At 66.7% G+C, this 20,460-nt stretch carries 17 protein-coding genes; 2 read left to right on the top strand and 15 right to left on the bottom strand.

The features are described from left to right. Positions 1-225: 225 nt before the first annotated feature. Positions 226-855, bottom strand: a complete 630-nt coding sequence (locus CVN68_RS21630; RefSeq protein WP_158299019.1) for a hypothetical protein — start codon at positions 853-855, stop codon at positions 226-228. Positions 856-1,109: 254 nt separating this feature from the next. Here CVN68_RS21630 and CVN68_RS21620 point away from each other — a divergent pair, with 254 nt between their 5' ends. Beyond that, positions 1,110-1,934, top strand: coding sequence for a cell wall hydrolase (locus CVN68_RS21620; RefSeq protein WP_100284025.1), 825 nt, complete (start codon positions 1,110-1,112; stop codon positions 1,932-1,934). A 10-nt stretch (positions 1,935-1,944) separates the two neighbouring features. On the opposite strand, the gene CVN68_RS21615 is transcribed toward CVN68_RS21620, so the two are convergent. The 12 genes from CVN68_RS21615 to CVN68_RS21560 all read right to left on the bottom strand — a co-directional run bounded on the left by CVN68_RS21615 (position 1,945) and on the right by CVN68_RS21560 (position 14,210). Continuing rightward, the gene (locus tag CVN68_RS21615; protein ID WP_158299018.1) at positions 1,945-4,359 is read right to left on the bottom strand and encodes a tetratricopeptide repeat protein; all 2,415 of its coding nucleotides are present in this window, start codon (positions 4,357-4,359) and stop codon (positions 1,945-1,947) included. Positions 4,360-4,437: 78 nt separating this feature from the next. Continuing rightward, a complete protein-coding gene (locus CVN68_RS21610) occupies positions 4,438-5,283 on the bottom strand; it encodes a type II secretion system minor pseudopilin (RefSeq protein ID WP_100284023.1) in 846 nt (281 codons plus the stop codon). Further along, positions 5,280-7,334 carry a type II secretion system secretin GspD gene (gene gspD / locus CVN68_RS21605; protein WP_158299017.1) on the bottom strand — a complete coding sequence of 685 codons (2,055 nt, stop codon included), beginning with the start codon at positions 7,332-7,334 and terminating at the stop codon, positions 5,280-5,282. Before gspD ends, CVN68_RS21610 begins: the two co-directional genes overlap by 4 nt. After that, complete coding sequence (locus tag CVN68_RS21600) at positions 7,334-7,843, bottom strand: hypothetical protein (RefSeq protein WP_233503475.1); 510 nt, start codon at positions 7,841-7,843, stop codon at positions 7,334-7,336. The genes gspD and CVN68_RS21600 overlap by 1 nt, the downstream gene beginning before the upstream one ends. After that, positions 7,803-8,357, bottom strand: coding sequence for a type II secretion system protein GspM (gene gspM / locus CVN68_RS21595; protein WP_100284020.1), 555 nt, complete (start codon positions 8,355-8,357; stop codon positions 7,803-7,805). Before gspM ends, CVN68_RS21600 begins: the two co-directional genes overlap by 41 nt. After that, a complete protein-coding gene (locus tag CVN68_RS21590; RefSeq protein WP_100284019.1) occupies positions 8,354-9,373 on the bottom strand; it encodes a PilN domain-containing protein in 1,020 nt (339 codons plus the stop codon). Before CVN68_RS21590 ends, gspM begins: the two co-directional genes overlap by 4 nt. Beyond that, positions 9,370-10,035 carry a prepilin-type N-terminal cleavage/methylation domain-containing protein gene (locus CVN68_RS21585; RefSeq protein ID WP_158299016.1) on the bottom strand — a complete coding sequence of 222 codons (666 nt, stop codon included), beginning with the start codon at positions 10,033-10,035 and terminating at the stop codon, positions 9,370-9,372. The genes CVN68_RS21590 and CVN68_RS21585 overlap by 4 nt, the downstream gene beginning before the upstream one ends. 24 nt (positions 10,036-10,059) lie before the next feature. Then, positions 10,060-10,428 carry a type II secretion system protein gene (locus CVN68_RS21580; RefSeq protein ID WP_100284017.1) on the bottom strand — a complete coding sequence of 123 codons (369 nt, stop codon included), beginning with the start codon at positions 10,426-10,428 and terminating at the stop codon, positions 10,060-10,062. Further along, positions 10,425-10,865 carry a pilus assembly FimT family protein gene (locus CVN68_RS21575; RefSeq protein ID WP_158299015.1) on the bottom strand — a complete coding sequence of 147 codons (441 nt, stop codon included), beginning with the start codon at positions 10,863-10,865 and terminating at the stop codon, positions 10,425-10,427. The genes CVN68_RS21580 and CVN68_RS21575 overlap by 4 nt, the downstream gene beginning before the upstream one ends. Continuing rightward, positions 10,849-11,271, bottom strand: coding sequence for a type II secretion system major pseudopilin GspG (gspG, locus tag CVN68_RS21570; protein WP_100284015.1), 423 nt, complete (start codon positions 11,269-11,271; stop codon positions 10,849-10,851). Before gspG ends, CVN68_RS21575 begins: the two co-directional genes overlap by 17 nt. A gap of 18 nt (positions 11,272-11,289) precedes the next feature. After that, on the bottom strand, positions 11,290-12,501 hold the full coding sequence (locus CVN68_RS21565; RefSeq protein ID WP_100284014.1) for a type II secretion system F family protein: 1,212 nt from the start codon (positions 12,499-12,501) through the stop codon (positions 11,290-11,292). Continuing rightward, a complete protein-coding gene (locus CVN68_RS21560) occupies positions 12,501-14,210 on the bottom strand; it encodes a GspE/PulE family protein (protein WP_233503474.1) in 1,710 nt (569 codons plus the stop codon). Before CVN68_RS21560 ends, CVN68_RS21565 begins: the two co-directional genes overlap by 1 nt. A 554-nt stretch (positions 14,211-14,764) precedes the next feature. Between CVN68_RS21560 and CVN68_RS21555 the strand changes: the two genes are divergently transcribed. Continuing rightward, positions 14,765-16,711, top strand: a complete 1,947-nt coding sequence (locus CVN68_RS21555) for a type 2 periplasmic-binding domain-containing protein (RefSeq protein ID WP_100284013.1) — start codon at positions 14,765-14,767, stop codon at positions 16,709-16,711. 374 nt (positions 16,712-17,085) lie between these two features. Here CVN68_RS21555 and CVN68_RS21550 read toward each other — a convergent pair whose 3' ends face one another. Together CVN68_RS21550 and CVN68_RS21545 are read right to left on the bottom strand one after the other, a co-directional pair. Further along, positions 17,086-18,924 (bottom strand): tetratricopeptide repeat-containing sulfotransferase family protein, encoded by a 1,839-nt coding sequence (locus CVN68_RS21550; protein WP_100284012.1) that lies wholly within the window; start codon positions 18,922-18,924, stop codon positions 17,086-17,088. 54 nt (positions 18,925-18,978) lie between these two features. Further along, entirely contained in the window at positions 18,979-20,430 is a 1,452-nt protein-coding gene (locus CVN68_RS21545; protein ID WP_100284011.1) for a Hint domain-containing protein, read from the bottom strand. Between the last annotated feature and the right edge of the window lie 30 nt (positions 20,431-20,460).

The following is a 20,460-nucleotide window of genomic DNA, read 5'->3' as shown; positions in this document are numbered from 1 at the left end:
TACGCAACGACGAAGTCGGGACGCTCAATAGTCGAGACGATCAGTGTTTTTAGATACCCGAGAGTAAACCCCGGGCTGCCCCCGAAGTTTATTTTGCCGAATTTCCTATAGGAATTGCTGAAGAGCGGCCATCTTGCAGGATCGCACATCCACTTTCTTGTAGATATGGAAACTATACCTTTTCTCGGCGGGGACGCCGGACGAATCCTGGTGTCCGGATTTGCGTCAGCGCGCGGCCCCCGCCGCGGCCCCGCCCGATGCCAATTTGCAGCGCCCGGAATACAGCGCATCGAGGTCCCAGGTGACCGCATCGGTAGCCTTGGTCATGAACATGTCGACCAGTCCCGGCTGCGCCTCCGATGGCTGAAGGATGATCATGTTCACCGCCCCTCCTCCGATCGGCGTGGTCATTTCGACGCGCTCCGGCCAATAATCGACGACGCGTTCGAACGGCCGTCCCGCGGCACCCGCCGAAATCCCGTCAGGATCCGCGACGATACGCGTGCGCGGATCGACCGGCTCGGGGGGCAAGGTCGAGCGCGGAGGCTCCGTCGTGCGCACCGGAATCGACGGGAGCAACAATGCGAACGGGTGGCTGCCCTCATATTTGAACTCGGATGGCGCTTGTTCGCGCGAGGGATCGAAGTTGGTGATCCTTCCGAGCCGGCACTCGAGCAAGCGTGTCGGAAGCATGGAGATTCTCGGCGCGGCTTGGGTCCGCTCCGAAGGGGCGGGAGAGGACCGGTCCGCCGCAGGCTTCGCCGGCATCGACGTTTCGGGCGCGGACTGGAACCAGGCGAAGGTGGATAGGCCCAGCGCGGAAACCAGTCCGGCGAGGGCGATCTTGGCAATCATCCAAATGGCTCCGTTTTAGATAGAGGCAGGGCACTGAACCCCGCCTGGATCGCATTTTGTACCAATAATTGACAAATTATCGGGAAGTCGATTCGACGCCGTCGCCGTCTTCGTAGATATATCCGCCATCAAAACTTGACACGTCGATTTTACAGAGAGGTTACAGCTCAGGTCATCGCAGCGTAACTTGTATATATCATCATAATTTTTGAGATGTTCACGCAAGTCGTCCGTCTTTATTGGTAATTCCGGGAATGAACGTGAGAACGGCCGAGATCGCGCGTCAATCCGATCCACGACAGGCGCTTGCGGAGGGCTTCCGCGAGCGGCGTGCGATCGGGCGGCAGGGTAGCGTGGGCGACAATCGACTCGAACGCCCGCCGCAGACCTTCCCGCGCGAGGCGTGTCGCAAGAAAAGCGGAACGAATCGGCTTCGAATGATCGGCCTGGCCGCCCTTGTCGCCGGTCCTTCGGCCGCCCTCCCCACCCGAGCGCAATCCACCCTGCCCCGGCCGGTCGAGGACCGGACCCGGGCAGTCGAGTGCCTGACGCTGGCCATCGCCTATGAAGCGGGGTTCGAGAGCGCCGAAGGCCAGCAGGCGGTCGGCGAAGTCGTGCTGAACCGCGCGCGGCATCCCTCTTTCCCAAAATCGGTGTGCGGGGTCGTCTTTGCCGGCTCGACGCTGAAGACGGGGTGCCAGTTCACTTTCACCTGCGACGGATCGATGCGGCGCATCCTTCCCGAAAGAGTCATGGCCCAGTCGCGCAAGATTGCCGGCGAGGTGATCGACGGACGACTGCCGCCATTGGTCGGCGATGCGTTGAACTATCACGCCGATTATGTGTCGCCTTATTGGGCGCCGAGCCTCGAGCGCGTCACCAAGATCGGCGCGCATATCTTCTATCGGCGTCGAGGCACGGCGATAGCGGTGCTCGCCGGCCGGCCGGTATCCGGTTTCGCGCCGAACGCGGGCCAGGCCGCCGTGCCTGCACCCGTCACGGCGCCCGCGCCCGCTTTCGCGCCCTGGGGGCTGGCTCCGCCAGTCCCCGCGCCCATTCTCCAGCCTGTGGGATCCTGACGCGCGTCGATCACGCCGTGATGCGGATGTCGTCAGGAGCCTCGCCCGCGTGGTGGCGCGCATAGATCGCCGAATAAGCGGCCTCGAGCTTACGCGCCATTGCCGGCGGCTCGAACAGCGTCGATCGCAAGCGGCCTCCGATCAGCCGCGCGCGGATCGCCGCGAGCCGCGCGGGGTCGTGCGCAAGCGCGACGGCAAGCGCCTCATATTCGGCGAGATCGTCCGCTACGAGTTCGCGCAGGTCCAGGGCCGTGAGCAGGCTCGCCGCCACCCGCGCGGCGAAGCTCCGCCCCGGGCAGGTGAGGATCGGCAAACCGACGCGCAGCGCGTCGCTGGCGGTGGTGTGGGCGTTGCACGGCAAGGTATCGAGGAAGAGATCGGCGAGCTGCAGCCGGTCGAGATGGCGCTCGGTGGGCTCGCTCCCGGCAAAGACGATCCGCGCCGGATCCACGCCGAGTTCGGCCGCGTTGCGGGCGAGATTCTGCCGCGCGGGTTCGTGGTTCACCCAGAGCCACAGCACGCTCGCTTCCGCCCGGCGCAGGATCGACATCCAGCATGCGAAGATGTCGGGGGTGATCTTGTAGTTCTGGTTGAAACAGCAAAACACGAAACCCTGCTCCGGCAGCCCGACGGCCTGCCGCGTGGCCAGCCGCGAAACCGGCTTGAGGCTGGCATTGGCCTGATAGGATGCGGGGAGATACACGATCTTCTCGGATATCGCGTTCCGCGCATCCGGACGGATCAGCACCTCGTCGGCGAAGAGATAGTCGATCGCCGCCGCGCCAGAGGTGCCGGGATAGCCGAGATAGCTCACCTGGATCGGCGCGGCACGCTCGGCAAAGATGCCGAATCGGCAATTCTGGGTATAGCCCTTGAGGTCGATGGCGATGTCGATCTCCATGTCGCGCGCAATCTGCGCGGCCGCCGCATCGTCCTTGAGCCGAACGTCGACGAACGTGTCGAACGCGCCCTTTGCCCGCGACCGCCATTGATCGCCCATATCCTCGCCGAACCAGAATGCCGCGAGCTCGAAACGATCCCGGTCATGCGCCTCGAGCGTCTCGGCGAAGAGCTGCATCGTCGCATGATGATGGAAATCGGCCGAGAAATAGCCGAGCCGGATCCGCTCGTGACGCGGATAGCGGCCGGAGAGGGGCGTCGCGGGGATCTGCTGATGGCTGTCGGCAAGGATTTGCGCGCATCGGTGCTGGAGCGCCGGATCATCGGCGAGCGCCAGCACCGGAAAGGGCATCGCCCCCGGATCCCCCGCAGCCGCCGCGTGCCGGACGGCGTCCAGCTGCGCGTCGAAATCTTCCCATTTCGAAAGGTGCATTGCCGCGTGCAGCCGCACCGCCGAATGCTCGAGCGCGGGGTCGAGCGCTTTCGCCCGATCGAAGGACAGGAGCGCCTCCGCGTGATGGGTGCGCGAAACCAGCAGAAAGCCGCGTTTCTGATGCGCCGCCGCATTGTCCGGGGCGACCGACAGGAGATGATCATAGCATATCAGTGCGCTCCGATGCTGCCCGAGCTCTTCCAGCGCCCCGGCCAAGCCCCGGAGCGCGGCGACATTGTTGACGTCGATCGTCAGCACCCGCTGATACACCCGCCCCGCCTCATCGAAGCCTCGACGCCGGGAAATCAGGCCGGCGAGCCCAAGCAATGCGTCGACGTGGCCGGGCTCGCCCGCGAGACAGCGACGAAAGCAGCTTTCCGCCGCGTCCAGCCGGCCGACGCGGGCGAGCGCGGCGCCAAGATTACCCAGAATCTCGGCATGTCCGGGATCGAGCGCGAGCGCCTGCTCGAATGCTTCGACCGCTTCCTCGGGGCGATCGAGGAAGTTCAGCGCGGTCCCCCGATTGCACAGCGCCTCGGCGTTGTGCGGATCGAGCGCGAGCGTCTTCTCGAAGCTGTGCAACGCCTCTTCGTGACGGCTCAGCGCCGCGAGCGTCCGCGCGCGCATGCTGTATGCGGCGGCGAAGGCCGGCTCGCGCGCGATGAGCAGGTCGAATTCGGCCAGCGCCTCGTCGAACCGGCCAACCTCGCGTAGCAGATTCGCGCGATTGTTGCGCGCGTTGAAATTGTCGGGGGCGATCAGCAGCGCGCGCTCGACGCTCTGCAGCGCCAGCTCGAACTCTCCCGCGAGGGCGAACGCGGCGCCCCGGAAATCATGCGCCTCCGACAGCCGCGGATCGAGGGCGATCGCACGGTCATAGCTCGCGACCGCCTCCGCCAGCTGGCCCAGATCGGCGAGGGCATTGCCGCGGCAGCAGAATGCCTCGGCGCTGCCGGGATTGATCGCGATGGCGTCGTCGAACGCCCGCAACGCATTGGCCGCCTTGCCCTTGCCGAGAAAGGTCGCGCCGCGCTCCAGCAGCGCCTGCATCTGGGCATATTGGACCTTCAAGAGAGAATTCGAACCGGCCACCGCTTCCGCTCCCTTGCTTCCCTTATCCAGACACGCCGCCGCCCTCGGTTCGGCAAAACTTTCCGCCAATTGCCGCCGTCACTCATACGCCCGCACGACATAGGGCCGATCGGCAACCCCGGTGAGCTCGACCACCAGAGTGCGCACGGCCCGCCCGCCACCGGGCAGGCTGGCGACCGCCTCGATCGAGATCGGCCGGTCGACGAGCGTCGGCGCACTGGCGAACGACAGCGCGGTGGTCTGGCCAGCAAGCTCGCGTGCCCGCTCGATCGCGGCCGGCCCGCCCTCGCCGCCGGTGTCCATGACCGCGAGTGCACGGGGGTCGGCATATTGCGCGTCGAAGCCGCTGCGCAGCGTCCAGGTCGTGACATAGGGACGGATGCGCGCGACGGTGTCGGCGTCCAGCCCGCGGACAAGCGCGAGTTCGTCGATGGAAGCGAACCGGCCATCGGCGGGGAACAGGCCCACGGATCGGTAATAAGACTCCTCGGCGCCGAAGGGGCGTTTGATCGTGTCGTCGTCGATCCAGTCGAGCAGCGAATCGCGCGCGATCAACAGCCGTTCGCCCTCAAGGCCGGCGCGTTCGAGCAAAGTGGTCGCCTGCGGTTCGTCGAGCAGGCCCAGCGGAACCTTGCCGCGCTCGTCGCGGAGGGCGATCCGCAGGCCCGCGCCGGCGAAGCGCATCGAACGGATCCGGCCGTCCGCGGCCCAGCGCTGCGACGCGTCGTCGGCCAGCAGGCGGCTGAGCGCGAACGCGACCCCCGCATCGGCGGCGGCGACGGCCTGCATCCGCGCCTGCTCGGCCCCGGCATCCTCGATCCCCATCCGGGTTGCGCTGAGCACGGCGAGCGCGATCGTCGCGAACACGGCGATGCTCGCTACCGCCGCCACCAGCGCATAACCCTCCTCGCCGCGCGGGGTCATGGGATCCGCCCCTCGGTGCGGAACGGCTCGAGCGTGCGCAGCTTGGCGCGCAGTTCCTCGGTGACCGCGCGGCCGTCGTCGGGTGTGCGGATCACGTGAGGCTTGAGCAACACGATCAGTTCGGTGCGGTTCTGGACATTGTTGTGGCTGCCGAACAGCCCGCCGATGACCGGGATCCGCGACAGGATCGGAATGCCGTTCTTGCCGAGGCTCTTCGACTCTCGGAACAGCCCGCCCAGCGCGATGACCTGACCGTCCTGCACCGCGACCGAAGTCGAGATCCGCCGCGTCGAGATGGTCGGGGATGCCGGAGTCCTGTCGCCGCTCGCATTGGGCGCGTTGACGTTGACGTCGCTCACTTCCTGCGAAATGTCGAGCAGGACGAGCCCCCCGGCATTCACCCGGGGCGTGACCTTGAGGATCACGCCGGTGTCGCGATAGTCGATCGAATTGACGATCGGCGCGTTGGGATTGTCGACGCTGACCGCGCTTCCCGATGACACCGGCACCTGGTCGCCGACCTGCAGCGCCGCGGTCTGGTTGTTGAGCGTGACCAATTTGGGGGCAGACACCACCTTGATGTTGGTCCGCTGCTCGAGCGCGTTGAGCGCGACCGAGATGCTGCTCCCGGCGAGAAAATAGGAGAAGCCCGCCTGGGTCGGCCCGGTGGGCATGGCAGCCCCGTCGGTGACGCGGAAATTGCTGTCTCCGGTCAGCCAGTTCCACTGGACCCCGTAGCGCAGGGTGTCGGTCAGGGTCACTTCGGTGATCGCCGCTTCGATCATCACCTGAACGGGAGGCACGTCGAGCTTGCGCAGCGCATCCTCGATCGTCGCATAGTCGCGCGGAGTGCCGTAGACGACGACTGCGTTGTTGACGTCGTCCGCAGTGATCTTGCCGCCCGTGGCGGGACTCTCGCGACCGCCGGCATCGGGCGCGGCATTCGCGGCGCCGCTTCCCGGCTGTGCGGCATTGGCGCCCGGCTTCGGCGCGGGCGAAGCAGTGCGGGCCGCGGGCTGGTCGTTGGCGGCGAAGGGGTCTTCGTTCCCCGTGTCATCGCCGCCGCCGCCATTGCCGAACGCGCGGTTGAGCGTGCCCGCCAGATCGCGTGCGCGGCCGTTCTGGACGCGATAGACGAAAATCCGGCGCTCGGCGCTCTCGCCTTCGCGGTCGAGCACCTCGATCCACCGACGGACATCGTCGAGATATTGGCGCTGGGCGCTCACTGCGAGGATGCCGTTCAATCGCTCCATCGCGATCAACCGGACGAGGCCGCGCGTCGGCGCATCGGCGGCATTAATCAGCTTTTCGAGCTCGGGGACGATCAGCCGCGCATCGGTGCGTTCGGGCACGAACAATGCGAAGCTCATATTGCGCAGCCAGTTGACGTCGAATTGCTTGACCAGGTCGCGTGCGCTCGCGCGCTGGCCGGTCGTCCCGGCGATGGTGATGCGGTTGCCCGCCGCGTCGACTGCAGTGACGACGCCCGGAAGCGCGCCGTCGAGCACCTTCTTCACTTCCTCGGCATTGATGAACTCCAGCGAAACCACTTGGGTGCCGAAGCCGACCGCGTCAGGAGCGACCGGGGCCTGGGCGGCAGTCACCGTCCGCACGACATAGCCATTGCCCACCGGCGCAAGCGCGAGGTTGGCGGCGCGCAGCGCGGTCTCGAACAGCGGGATGATCTCCGATCGCGCGACATTTCCCGGGGTGACGAGCGAGACCTGCCCACTGACCCCCGCCTCGACCTCGACGGCGATTCCGGTGATCTGCTGTACCGAAGCCGCAACCGTGCGGACATCGGCCCGCGGCAGGTTTATCCCGATATCGCCCGGCGTCGCGCTCTGCCGCGGCGGCACGGGCGCCGCCGGTGGCGGGCTCTCGCCGCCGACGATCGTCGAGCGCACCAGCGGCGCAGCGCGCTCCGCCTCGCGCACGATCGCCGGCGTCTCGGGGACGGCGATGGGCCGGGGCGGCGGATTGCCGGCACAGCCGGCGACCGCGAGCGCCATTCCCGCCACGCCCGCTCGAAGCTTGGTACGCGCACCCATCACTGACTCCCATTGCCCGCTGCTGTGGTGACCGGACCCGACGGGCCGAAGCGCACGGTCATGCGCTCGCCGGCGCGTGCCAGCCGGACCTCTTCCTGGCTCACGCCGCGGACCTGCCATTCGCCGATCCTCGCCCCGGGTCCCGCGCGGAACGTCCGACCATCGGGTCCTTGGGCGATCGCATAGCCGGCGCGTCCGATCCGGATGGCGCCGACCACGGCATAGCTGCCGAGCAGCGTCTGCGCCGCGGCGCTTTCCTTGGGCGGCATGAGGATCGGCGTGAACATCGATCGCGCACCGATCGCCGGGTCGACGACCATTGGTGACGGCCGGGTCGCGGCGAGACCCGCCGGCGCGCCTCCCCGCACCGGCCCCGCCACCGGCAGGTCGAACGCGCCGCCGACGAGCGTCTGGAACGCCAGCGCCGCACAGAGCAGCGCCGCGAGTACCAGCGGCAGCACCGACGACCTATCGAGCGGCGGCAGGGCGAAGCGGGATCGAAGCTTCAATTTCCATGTCCATGCTGGGGGCTTGACCGGGGACGATCACATTGCCGGCAGTGATGCTGACGGTCTCGACGATGAGCCAAGGCGGCTGATTCTGCAGATGTGCCAGCGCGGCAGCGAGCTGCGGCAGCGTCATCCGCGCCGAGGCGCGCGCCCGCGCCCAGCCCGGAGACGCTTCGGCATCGCTGCCTTCGCGGAACGCGCCGCCGGCGCTGTCGACCGCGCGTTGCAACCGGTCCTTGAGCCATTCGCGTCCCGCCTCGGCATTCCCTGCGGCCGCGACGAAAGAGACGCTGGCCGCGCGCCGCAGTTCGGCCTCGCGGCGCAGCCGCGGGATCGTGGCGATGGTGCGAAGATTGTGCGTATAAGTCAGTGCGAGCCGGTCGAACCGCTCGGCCCGCGACTGGAAGCCCGCCACGACCGGCGCGACGATCAGGAAATAGCCGGCCGCGATCAGCGCGGTGAGGATCAGCAGCGCGATCAGGCGCCGCTCGCGGGCGGAAACGGGGCGGATCAACGCCCGACCCTTGCGGCAAGATCGAAAGGATCGCCGGTCGGCATCGTCGCCTGAGTCTCCTGCCCCATGTTGCGCACGTCAGAGAAGCGGCCGGAGCGGCGCAGCGCCGTCGCGACATCGGCCCTGGCCGGGCGATAGCCCGCGAGGCGAACCGTCTCGCCGTCCCAGACGAAGCGCTGGAGCCATGCGCCTTGCGGCAGCGCGTCGCCGACCGCGGCGAGGACGCGCAACGGATCGTGCACGCGCCGCAACGTCAGCGACCGCGCGATGAGACGCTGGTCCTGCTCGCCGCGACGCGCGATCTTCTGCGCGACGGCGACTGCGGGCTGCTGCTCCGCGACGAGCCGTTCGAACCGCGCCACCCGCGCGGCATCGCGCCACACCCACAGGGTCAGGTTGAGCAACAGCAGGACCGCGACCAGCCCCCATAGCAGGGTGGTGGCGCTCCGCCGGGTCGCGAGCAGGCCGGCCTCGCGCATCGCCGGCGCGAAGTCGAGCGGCGGCGCGCGGCGATCCTCTTCCTCAATCACCACGGCCGCCGGAACCAGTCCGGCAGCGGTTGCGACGCCGGCGATCGCGCGGGCTTTGTCGATCGGCAGCCCCGCGACCTGGATCCGGATCTTGCCCGCTTCCGCGCTGCCCGCGACCCGCGCCGCCACCAGCGCCGAACCCGCTGGGATCGGCAGCAGCGCATCGGCCTCGAATGCGACCATGCGCCGCAAATCGCGTTCGCCGATCGCCGGCCGCGTGATCGATCGTATCAGGCAATCGGCGGGCGGGATCACGATCGTCCCGCGCGTTCCCGGCTTCGGTGCCGCGCGGGCGCGGCTTCTGCCGCCCGCAAGCGCGACGAGCGCGCCCTGCTCCATTGCGAACCTAGCCGTGTTGCCTGCGCGCGCCCCTGGCAATCGGGCGGGCAGCAACCCGCGAATCTCGTCGGCCCACCAGCGCCAGCCCTGAAGCAGCCATCGACCCATCGTCTGCATGTCCGCATCGAGAAGCACCCGCGCGTTCATTGCTCCGCTCCGCATCCGCCGGTCACCTGGTCGACGAAACAGGTGGTGGTCGCCACGTGCGGCCGGATCAGCAGATCGGGCCATTGGCGCCGGTCGCCCGCGGCGAATTCGACCCGGATACGGATCAGCTCAGGCGGGCTTGTCCGGTCCCACCAACGGTTCAGCCAGGCGCGCTCGCCGCCAGTGATGGGGACGCCGCGGTAGCTGATCGACAGACTGGCCGTGTCCCGCAGCAGTGTCGTCGGCGTCCAGCCGGTGAGATCGTAGCCGCGCGGGTCGATCCGCGACTTGCGCGTGCTCGCCGCATAGAGAACCAGGTCGCCCGTGGCGGTGCGTATTAGCCGAAAACGCTGGAGCGCTTGCGGCGCGTGCCGATCGGGTGGCGGCGCGATGTAGTTCAGCATCGCCTCATTTCCGCGGAACTCGATCACCGGTCTCGCAGTATCGAGGCGCGCCACCGGCCGAAGCCGCTCTATCCCGATCCGCAAGGTGCGCTGCGCGGCGATGACTTCGTCCAGGCCCGAGGCGCGCATCCGCTCATGCAACGCGATCAGCCCCGCCATCCGCAGGACCGCGAGAAGCATCGACGCGGCCATTCCCATCAGCGCCAGCCCGACGAGCAATTCGATCAGCGTGAACCCCGACGCGTTCGCACGGTTCACGGGAGAAGCATGCGGGCGCATGGCTCAGTGCGCGAGCCGAAGCGTCTGAACGCTGGTGAGGCTTCGGCCCGTCGTCCCATCGGTGACGGTGATACGTACCTCTTCGAGCGGGATGCCAGTGTCGCGCGCGCCGCCGCCGCGTCGGGCGCGGGTGATCCGCCAGTTGAAGCCACGGGCTTTGCCGGTGTCGGCGACGGTATGCGAGTCGCTGGGCGCGGTCGTCGCGGCGAGCAACGACTCGGCGAGAAGAACGGCCTCGCGGCGTTTTGCAGTCGCCTGCGCGAAACCCGCGTTCGCGCTCACCATTTCGAACAGCAGCGCCGACATCGCCGCGATCACCGCGAGCGCGACCAGCGTCTCGACCAGACTGAAGCCGGAAGCGTCTTTGCTCATCGCGCGCGCTCGATCAGGCCGAGCGCGTCATCGACGAAAAGCCGCTGGCTGAAGCGACCGTCCGACACCTCGACGGGGCCGCCGATCGCGCTTCCATCGGCGAAGAACTGGATGCCCCGGTCCGGCAACGCGATCGTAGCCGTCTCCGGCAGGCGGTCTTCACGACCGGCGTAGCGAAAGCCATGGCCGTCACGCGCCGCGACGAAGCGGACGGCCATCCCGCCCCCCACCGCGGCGGCGCGCGCCGAACGGAGGCCCAGCTCCACCCGCCGCGCCGAATCGACGAAGCTCTGTCGCCGCATCGCCTTCTCAACCGAGGGAAAGACGATTCCGGCCATGAGCGACAGGATAGCGAGGATCACGAGGAGCTCGACCAGCGTGAATCCGCAGGTCGGCGCGGCGGAATGGCGGCGCGGCCGCTCAATAATCGCCGACATCGCGGGCCTCGCCGGTCCCGCCCGGCTGCCCGTCCGCGCCCAGCGAATAGACATCCACTTCGCCGTGCTCGCCCGGGATCCGCAGCAGATAGGGGCGGCCCCACGGATCGACGATCGCCGACTGCTCGGCCAGATAGGGGCCGTTCCAGTTGGGCACGTTGGGCGGCTGCTTGACCAGCGCCGCGACGCCTTCCTCCTGCGTCGGATAGCGGGTCGCGTCGAGCTTGAAGAGGTTAAGCGCCGCGGCGACGTTCTTCGCCTGCACCCGCGCCGATTGCGATTTCGAGCTGTCGAGATATTTCATCACCTGCGGGCCGACGATCGCCGCGAGCAGCCCGAGGATGGCGAGCACCACCAGCAGTTCGAGCAGCGTGAAGCCCGCTTCGCGTCCGTGCCTTGTTTTCATGACCGTCCACCCTTTTGCTCATGATGTCAGCGCGAGATCGTTGAATCCGAGAATCGCCGACATGATCGAGGCGATGATCGCGGCGACCGTCGTTCCCAGCACTACGGTAATCACGGGGGTCAGGATGCCGATCAGCCGCTCGATCCGCGTGCGGATGTCGCGATCGAGCACGTCGGCGAGGCGGCCCAGCATCATGCCGAGCTGCGAGGTCTCCTCGCCGGTGCGCAGGAAGCCGATCGCGAGCCGCGGCAGCGCGCCCGATGCGGCGAGCGGCGCGGTGAGCCCGCCGCCTTCCTTCACGCCGTCGGCGACGCGCGCGATGGTTTCCCCCAGCACCTGATTGGAAATCGTCCGGCGCGCCAATGCCAGCGCCGCGGGCAAGGCCACTTCGCCTTCGATCAGCGCGCCGAGCGTGCGCGCGAACCGCGCGGTGTCGATCCGACGGACGAGCTCGCCGAGCAGCGGCAACGCCAGCACCATCCGATCGCGGGCGAGCCGGACCGCGGGGCGGCGAAGCGCGATCGCCGCCACGAACCCGGCGACCGCGACCGCGAGCAGCATCGCGAGGCCATAGTCGCGCAGTCCGCGGCTGGCGGTCATCACCACGACGGTCGCGGCGGGAAGCCGGTCTGCGGCGCTGGCGAACATGCTTTCGAACTGCGGCACGACGAACAGCAGCATGAGCAGCACCACGCCGACCGCGATAACCAGCAAGGCGATCGGATAGATCATCGACGATCCGATCAGGCGACGCAGCTCGGCGTCCTGCTCCAGCGTCGCCGCGAGCCGCGACAGCGCCTCGCCGAGCCTTCCATTGGCCTCGCCGGCCTCGGTCATCGCGATGGCGGTGGCGGAGAAGAGATCGGGCTTGCGCGCCATCGCACGCGACAGGGGCGCCCCTTCGCGGACCTCGCGCAATATGTCGGCCAGATGGGCCGCGACGCTCTTGTCCTCGACATTCTCGATCGCCAGCGCGAGCGCGCGATCGAGCTGGAGTCCGGCATCGATCAGCACTGCGAGCTCGCTGATACAGGTGCATGCGGCCGCCCGCGCCTTCGCGCCGGCACGCCGTGGTCGCCCCGGCGCGCGCGGCGGAACGACGACCAACTCGAACGGGATGGCGCCGTTCCGCCGCAGATTCGCCACCGCATCGTCGCGGTCCAACGCGTCCATCTGTCCGGTCAGCGCGGATCCGTCAGGGCGGATCGCGCGATAGCGCCACGTCGCCATCACCCGTCCCCGCTCGCGACGCGCAGGACTTCCTCGATCGTCGTCAGCCCCTCGCCTGCCTTGGCCACGCCGTCCGCGGCGAGGCTGCGCATGCCGCCCTGCTCCGCGGCGGCGAGGATCTCGCGGGTGTCCGCGCGGCGCAGGATGAGACGCGACACCGCCACGTCGACTCGCAGGAATTCGAGCAGGGCGATTCGCCCCGAATAGCCGCTGCCGCCGCACCGGACGCAGCCGACCGGATGATAGAGGCGGTGGATACCCTCGGCCTCGAGCAGCGGACGCAGCGCCTCGGGCGCGTCCTCGCGCGGATCGTACGGCGTCCGGCAGTCGGGGCAGAGCCGGCGCACGAGCCGCTGCGCGAGCACCCCGGTCAGCACCGAGCCGAGCAGGAACGGCTCGACGTCCATGTCGAGCAGCCGCGAGACCGCGCCCGCCGCGGTGTTGGTGTGCAGCGTCGAAAGGATCATGTGCCCGGTGAGCGCCGCCTGGACTGCGATTTGTGCCGTCTCGGTGTCGCGGATCTCGCCGACCATCATCACGTCGGGATCTTGGCGCAGGAACGAACGCAGCGCCGATCCGAAGGTGAAGCCGATCGCCGGATTGACCTGGGTCTGGATGACTCCGTCGAGGCGGTACTCGATCGGGTCCTCGACCGTGAGCAGCTTGTGTTCGGGCGCATTGAGTTCGGACAATGCGGCATAGAGCGTGGTGGTCTTGCCGCTGCCGGTCGGGCCAGTGACCAATACGATTCCATGCGGGCGCGTGATCGCCTCGCGCAGCCGCCCGGTCAGCGCAGCGTCGAAGCCGAGCGCGGCGAAATCGAGCGCGAGCTTCGAGCGGTCGAGGATCCGCATCACGACGCTCTCGCCATGGATCGACGGCGCCGTGGCGACGCGCAGGTCGATCTCGTGGCCGCGCACCGAAATGCGCATCCGCCCGTCCTGTGGGAGCCGCCGCTCGGCGATGTTGAGCCGCGCCATCACCTTGATGCGCGAGACCAGAGGCGCGCGCATTGCCACCGGCAGCCGCCCCGCATCGCGCAGCATCCCATCGATCCGGAAGCGGATCGCCAGCCCGTCGTCGCCGGGCTCGATATGGATGTCGGAGGCGCGCTGGTCGACCGCGTTCGCGATCAGGCGATTGACCGCGCGAATCACCGGCGCGTCGCTTACCAGGTCCTTCAGCCGCTCGAGATCTTCGTCGTCGACGGCGTCTTCCACCGCGTCGGCGCTCGCCCGCTGGCCATGATAGAGCCGCTCGATCGCCGCATCGATGTCGCTGGCCCGTCCCACCACCCGCTCCACCTGCCGCTGGAACATGAAGGCGAAGGCCTGCACCACGAACGGATCGAACGGGTTCGACACGACGATGTGGACCACATCTGCGTCGATCGCGACCGGCAGCGCCCGGATATCGCGGAGAAAGGCGAGCGAGAGTTCGGGACCTTCGATCGGCGTGGCGGGAAAGGCCTCGGCACCGATCGCGGCAAGACCGCAAAAGCTGGCCAGCTCGGTGACGAGCCGGTCCTCCGAGAGCATCCCGAGCCGGGTCACGACGGCGTCGAGGCGCTCCCCCGACTCGCGCTCGATCAGCAAGGCGCGCTGCAGTCCTTCCTCGGGAAGCAGCCCCCGCGCGGCGAGCATCGAGGCCAGGCCGGGGGCGCGCTCCGCTGTCGCGCGTGCTTCCGCCGGCTCCGGCGCGCCTGGCACTATGTCACAGGAACCTTCAATATTTGTCCCGGGCACCATGCTATCGTCGATCATGCACCACCTGCTGGTCCCGGCGCGCCCATCGGGTATGCGAATTTGAATTCGACGCCTAGAGGCAGTCTTATTCGTAAAATGCTACAATAAAATTGCATTTATCTTCTAGAATTTTTCAGCTTACCGTTAGATAAATTCTACGTTTATGAAGAACTAATCTAACGTATTTGTTCGCGCTTTCATACAAATTCATATAACAATTCTGTCATCTAAGCGGTGTAACTGTTCATTTGTCGGTTCGATATCGAGTCACATTCGATAATATCGATACATGATGAAACAGTTTACCGGCGCATAGGCACGATATCATCCAAATGATTCACGATGCGCCACAATGCAGAACGAGGGTCTGACGCCGATCGCAGGATTGGTTACCCAGACTTTACGTGACCTTAAGAACAATAAATCGACCGGACCCGACAACTTGTTTTCGGGAATGGCAGAGCTGTGACTCGAAAGAATCGACTTTCTTAAGGCATGTTCCAAACAGGAGAAGACCCATGAAGCGTTTCAAGAACGCGCTGTTTCTGGCGACCGTCGCCTCCAGCGCTCTCGCCTCGTCCTTCGCCCAGGCACAGGTTACGGCCAGCAATGACGGCGAGCGCGCGGTGCACGGCACCGGCGCTACGTCGATCCAAGGCGTGCTCGTCCAGGAGCTCAACTGCGTCGACGGCAATTCGAGCCTCGGCCTGATCGGCACCTCGACCACCGCCGGCACCGTCTCGACGATCGCCGAGCCGACCAACCTGCCGTCGCCGTCGGGCGTCTTCAACTGCTCGACCCAGTCGCTCTTTCCGGGCTTCCTCGGCCGCTATATCGGTTCGGGCTCGGGCACCGGTCGCAGCTCGTGGGTTGCCCCCGGCACGCTCACTTCGACCGCCGCATTCCAGATCGGCGCGGCCAATCCGAACCCCTTCGCCACCTGGACCAAGATCCAGTTCGCTTTCGCCGACTCCTCGGTGACCGACGGCGATCTCACCACCTATACGGGCGGTGCCGCGCAGACCAATGGCGGCGCGCCGGTCATGTTCCCGAAGTTCGTGCTCCCGGTCGCGATCGCCTATAGCCCGACCTACGGTCACAACGACACCACGGGTTCGGACTACAGCTTCAACATCCAGTTCCCGCAGCTCATCCTCAACAACGTCATCGGCGCCGGCGGCCTGCGCATGAGCCAGGCGACCTATTGCGGCGTGTTCAACGGCAGCATCACCAACTTCCTGGACGCCAGCTTCACCACCGACAATGGCGGCGTGAGCCTGATGGATGCCGATGACGGCACCGAGAATCCGGGTCGTTGGGGCACGGACGGCGTTCCGGTCCGTCTCGTCGGCCGTCTCGACCGCTCGGGCACGACAGACATCTTCACCCGCGCGCTTGCCGCGCAGTGCGGAACCGGCGCGAGCAACAACTACAAGCGCAACGCCGAGACGCTGCCGTACAACCGCGGCGAGTCGGCGACGACCCGTCCGACCTTCGGCACGGTTCGCGCGGACACGGGTCTGCAGACCACGAGCACCCAGCCTGAAGCGGGCTCGGGCACGGCAACGCTGGTCGGTTCCGAATATTTCAACGGCACCGCCATCGTCGTACCGGCCGAAAATGCCGGCAAGGCAGCGACCTCCTATCCGATCGGCGTCAACGGCAGCGGCCGGTTCCTCGTCGCCGATGGCAGCGGCCGCGTCGCCAGCGCGATCAAGTTCGCGCCCGACTATGCCTCGCCCTCGAAGGCAGTCGTCAAGCTCAACGGCAAGATCGGCTATATCGGCGCCGATTATATCGACGGCTCGCCGAGCGCGCCGGGCGGCCTGAAGGCAGCGGCACTGAAGGGGGGCACCTCGGGGTCGTGGTTCATGCCGAGCGCGGCGAACGCCACCACCGCCTTCGGTACGGTCCTGCCGCCGCAGTCGGACAGCAGCGGCACGCTGGTCGACAATGTCGCCGATACGCGCCAGGTCCATATCCCGACCTACAAGGGCGGCGGCGCGAACGTGTTCGGCAATGCCACGCGCGACAACCCGCTCGCCTGGTACGAAGTGATCTATACCGGCACCGGGCTCGCGAACCCGACCAACGGTTATCCGATCACGGGCTCGACCCAGTATCTGGGCTATACCTGCTACGCCGCCGACGGCACCGGTTCGAACGCAGCGGCAATACGCAACTTCCTGAACTTCAACACCGACTATGTCACGACGCTCGACGCAGCCGGCGCCAACCGCACCGGTCTCTTCACCCGCGTTGCCGCGACGTACAACAACTCGGGCCTGCTCGCGCGTTCGAACATCGGCGCGCTTCCGGCTTCGTGGCAGCACGCGGTTCGCCAGACCTTCCTGGTGAACTCGGCCGAAGTCTCGAGCGTCAACGGCACGCTCGGCGGCTACAACCTCTACGTGTCGGACTCGAGCGGTTCGAACTCGACCTGCACCAGCCGTGCCGGCATCTAATCGCCGCCTGGCCTGAAAGGGGCGGCCCCGGAGAAATCCGGGGTCGCCTTTTTCGTCTCCGGCGCTGCCACCGGAAAGGGCCCACGCCGAGCGGAATCCTCGGGACTCGCAAACAGGAGAACCCAGACCAAGACCAACAGGGGAGAAGATCCGCTTCAACAACGCATTGCTGCTGGCGACCCTCCCCTCCGGCGCCGTCGCTTCCTCCCTCGGTTTCGTGGCAGCACGCTATCCGCCAGACATTCCTCGTCAATCCCGCCGAAGCCTCGGCGCTGCACGAGACGTTCAGCGGCTACAACCTCTACGTGTCCGACTCGAGCGGTTCGAACTCGACCTGCGCCGGTCGCGCCGGCATGTAGCCGGAAACGTCGCGGCTAGCGCTCGATCGAATAGCCGAGCCGTTCGATCGCGGGCTCGAGGATCGGAATCACGGGCTCGAGATGCCTGAGATAGTTGCGATAGCGGAAGCGCGAGCGCGTATAGAGCTTCTCGGTCACCTGCGCATAGCTGGCGGTGCGGGCGTGCCGGGCATTCTCGTGAAATGCGAGCACCGCCGGATCGAACGGCTCGCCGATAAAGTCGAGCATCGCCCGCACTTCGCGCTCCTGATCGGTCACCAGATCCTCATAGCGCACTGCGTGATATTGGAGCGGCATTACCGATCGATAATGCGCGATGAGGTCCGCGATCAGCGCATAATGCGTCGCGGCGCTCTCGAGCGCGCTGGCGCAGTAGAAGCCGTGGGTGAGCGCGTTCGAGAAGACCGAGAGCACCACGTCGAGCGGGTGACGGACGAGATGAATGATCGGCGATTTCGGAAATAGCAGGCTGATCAGCCCGAGATGCGTTTCATTGAGCGGCATCTTGTCGGTGAACCAGCTTTTGCCGGGCGCGACCGCGCCCATTTCGTGCGCCTCGTTGAGATACAGGTCGCGCAGCGTGTCGATATGCCCGCGTCGATCGCCGAGCCACAATTCGCTGAGCGCGACGGGATAAGCGCCGGGGCTCCCCAGCAGAAGCTGGGCGCGCTGCGCGATCGAATTCACGATCGGCAGCTCGTCGCCCGCCGAGATGTTCGGATGCGAGTTCAGCGTCTGCTCGACCAAAGTGGTCCCCGAACGCGGGAAGCCCAGGATGAAGATCGGCTGCGGGCTGGCTTCGCGAACCGCGGCACGCGGCAGCAGCCGGGTCCGCCCTTCGGTGAAGAAATCCTTGAGGCCTTCGACGAGCTTGTTTGCCTCCTCGGCGAGATAGCGCCCCCCGCCTTTGCGGATCCGCGCCTTGCACGCATCGAAACAGGCGAATGCCTCGTCATAGCGGCCGAGCGAATCGAGAATCTGGCCTTTCGACAGCAGCGTCCCGGCCTGCTCCTCCTCGCTCGCGGACTTGTCGAGCGCATCGAGCGCCCGTTCGGGCTCGTGCACGCGGCGATGCAGGCCGGCGCGCCGCACGGCGACCAGCGGGCTTCCGGAGTGCATCGCCTCTGCGCGGTCGAGCAATGCGAAAGCCGCGGTGAAGTCGCGCGCTGCTTCCTCGAGCGACGCCCAGTCGAGCAGGATCTGGAGGCTGAGCTGCCCCTCCCCGGAGATCCGCTCATAGATCGCCCGCGATTCTGCGAACCTGCCCTGTTCGCGCAATGCCGCGGCGCGCGCCGCCTGAAGGTCGGGAGCGTTCCTTTTGTCGGGGGCGGCGAGATGCTCGGCCGACTGGAGGTGAAACTCGGCAGCCTGCGCCTTGCCGCTCGCCAGAAAGATGCGGCCCATCAGGAAATGCGCCACCGACTCCTCCGGCGCGAGCCGCAACAGCATCCGGCCATGGCCATGGGCATGCGGCATGTCGTTGCGCTGGAGGAAGAAGCCCGCGGCTATCGAGCGAATGGTCGCGTCGTTGGGAAACAGCCGCGCGAGCCGATTGATCGCAGCCGCGGCCGCTTGCACCTGACCGACATCGCGGAGCACATTGAACAGCGCGCCGAGCGCCTCGCGCTGCCCGGGCGATATTTCGAGCACTTCGATCGCGAGACGCCGCGCCGTATCGCGATCGCCGTCATGATAAGCGCGCGTCAGGGCAGTCAGCGCCGCGGCGTGCCGCTCGGGCGCGACGATCTCGACGTGCCGGGGATCGAGCTCGCAGCAATTTTGCCGGCTGAGCCCGGTCCCGCAGGGACATGCTGGACCGCCTGCGACATCCGGCTTTTGAATCAGGTCGAGCAAAGAAGAACTCCTCGCACGCAAAGGCCCGGCCGCGGGCCGGGCCTTTGCAAGCCATCACGCCACGATGCGGAGCGTCGGCACCGCGCTGATCCACGACGGGGCGACCATGGTGAGCTCGATTTCGAGCAGCACCGGCGCAGTCCCTTCGAGCTGGAGCGTCGCCGCGCCATCGCTCCAGCGCCAGCCGAGATGCTCGTGCCGCTCGGTCGGGTAGAAGCCCTTGCCGAACGCTTCGGCATCGAGCGCGATCGCTTCGCCGTCGATGCGCAGTTGCGACACCGCCACACCCAGCTGGCGGTGGTCGGCGAGGCCGGGAACGAGTTGCGCCAGCACGCCGCAATTCGAGCGCAGCGTCACTTCGGCCGCCGCGGGGATCGCGAACCAATAGCGGTTCGCCGCGACATGGAGCGGCGCGATCTCGACGCCGTCCGCGACGATCGAGAGGCCGGCCTCCTCGCTGTGCAGCCAGCCGAGCTCTCCGGCGCGCGCATGAAGCCGCTGCTGGATCTCGACGAGTTGTGGACCCGCCGCGACCATCGGCGCGCAGGCATCGTCCCAGCTCTTCGGATCGAGCCGGCCGTGCAGCACCACGGCTTCGCCCGAGTTCGCGAAGCTCGCGCGATTGCCGTCGTCGAGATAGCTTTCGCAGGGCAGCCCTTCGGCGAGCAGGACGTCGTGCGTCTCAAGCTCGATGTGGAAATAGCGGATCGATTCGACCGCTTCCCGAACGATCGTCGCACCGTTGACGAGGTGGCCGACGGGCACGAGCACGCCTTCGACATGGACGGCATGGCCCGGCGACAGCCGCACGTCGCGCTCGGGAACGTTCGGCGCAAAGGCGTGTGCCTTGACGCGGATTGGATTGACTTCGTCCGGGCGCGGATAGCGCGCGGGACGCGCGGTCATCCAGCCGATCCATTTGACCGGCCGCGCTTCGCCCCCGGCGGTCAGCACCGCCTCGCCCGCGGCCAGTTCCTCGACCGCGCGCGGACCCGAGGGGGTGAGGATGTGCGTACCCTCGGCAAAGCAGATCGGATAGACGCTCGGGTCATAGCCGAAGGTCACGGGGAAAGTGAAAGCACCCGGCCCGAAACCATCCTCGCTCAACATCGCAATGTTGTAGCGGGTGTCCATGTTATCGATCGTATTGTACTGCATCGTATCTCTGTACAATACCCGATACAGTATCAGGCCATCCGGCGAGAACCCGATGATCGCATATTGTTGTAACCCCCCATTGAACGTGTCTTCGATATTGTCGAACGTGATTATGCCGAATACCGGTGGCGTATAGTCGCCACCGTTGGCAAATCCGGCTACGTAGGTATAATTTACGACATTCAGCGTCCCTGGATTGATCGTACTCGAATAGCCTGACGCCACGAGGTTATTTCCCGACCGTGTCACATCGTCGGGGGTTGCCTGCGCAAGATCGCCCAGATCGAAGGTTACGCCGTTCAGCTGCGCCAATTTGTCGTTGAACGGATTAGAGGGATCGCCGGCCATATCAAATCTCCGAAGAAGGTGTCGCTATTG

This window comes from Sphingomonas psychrotolerans (assembly GCF_002796605.1).
GTDB lineage: Bacteria > Pseudomonadota > Alphaproteobacteria > Sphingomonadales > Sphingomonadaceae > Sphingomonas > Sphingomonas psychrotolerans.
This window is presented reverse-complemented; position numbering and strand designations above follow the sequence as displayed.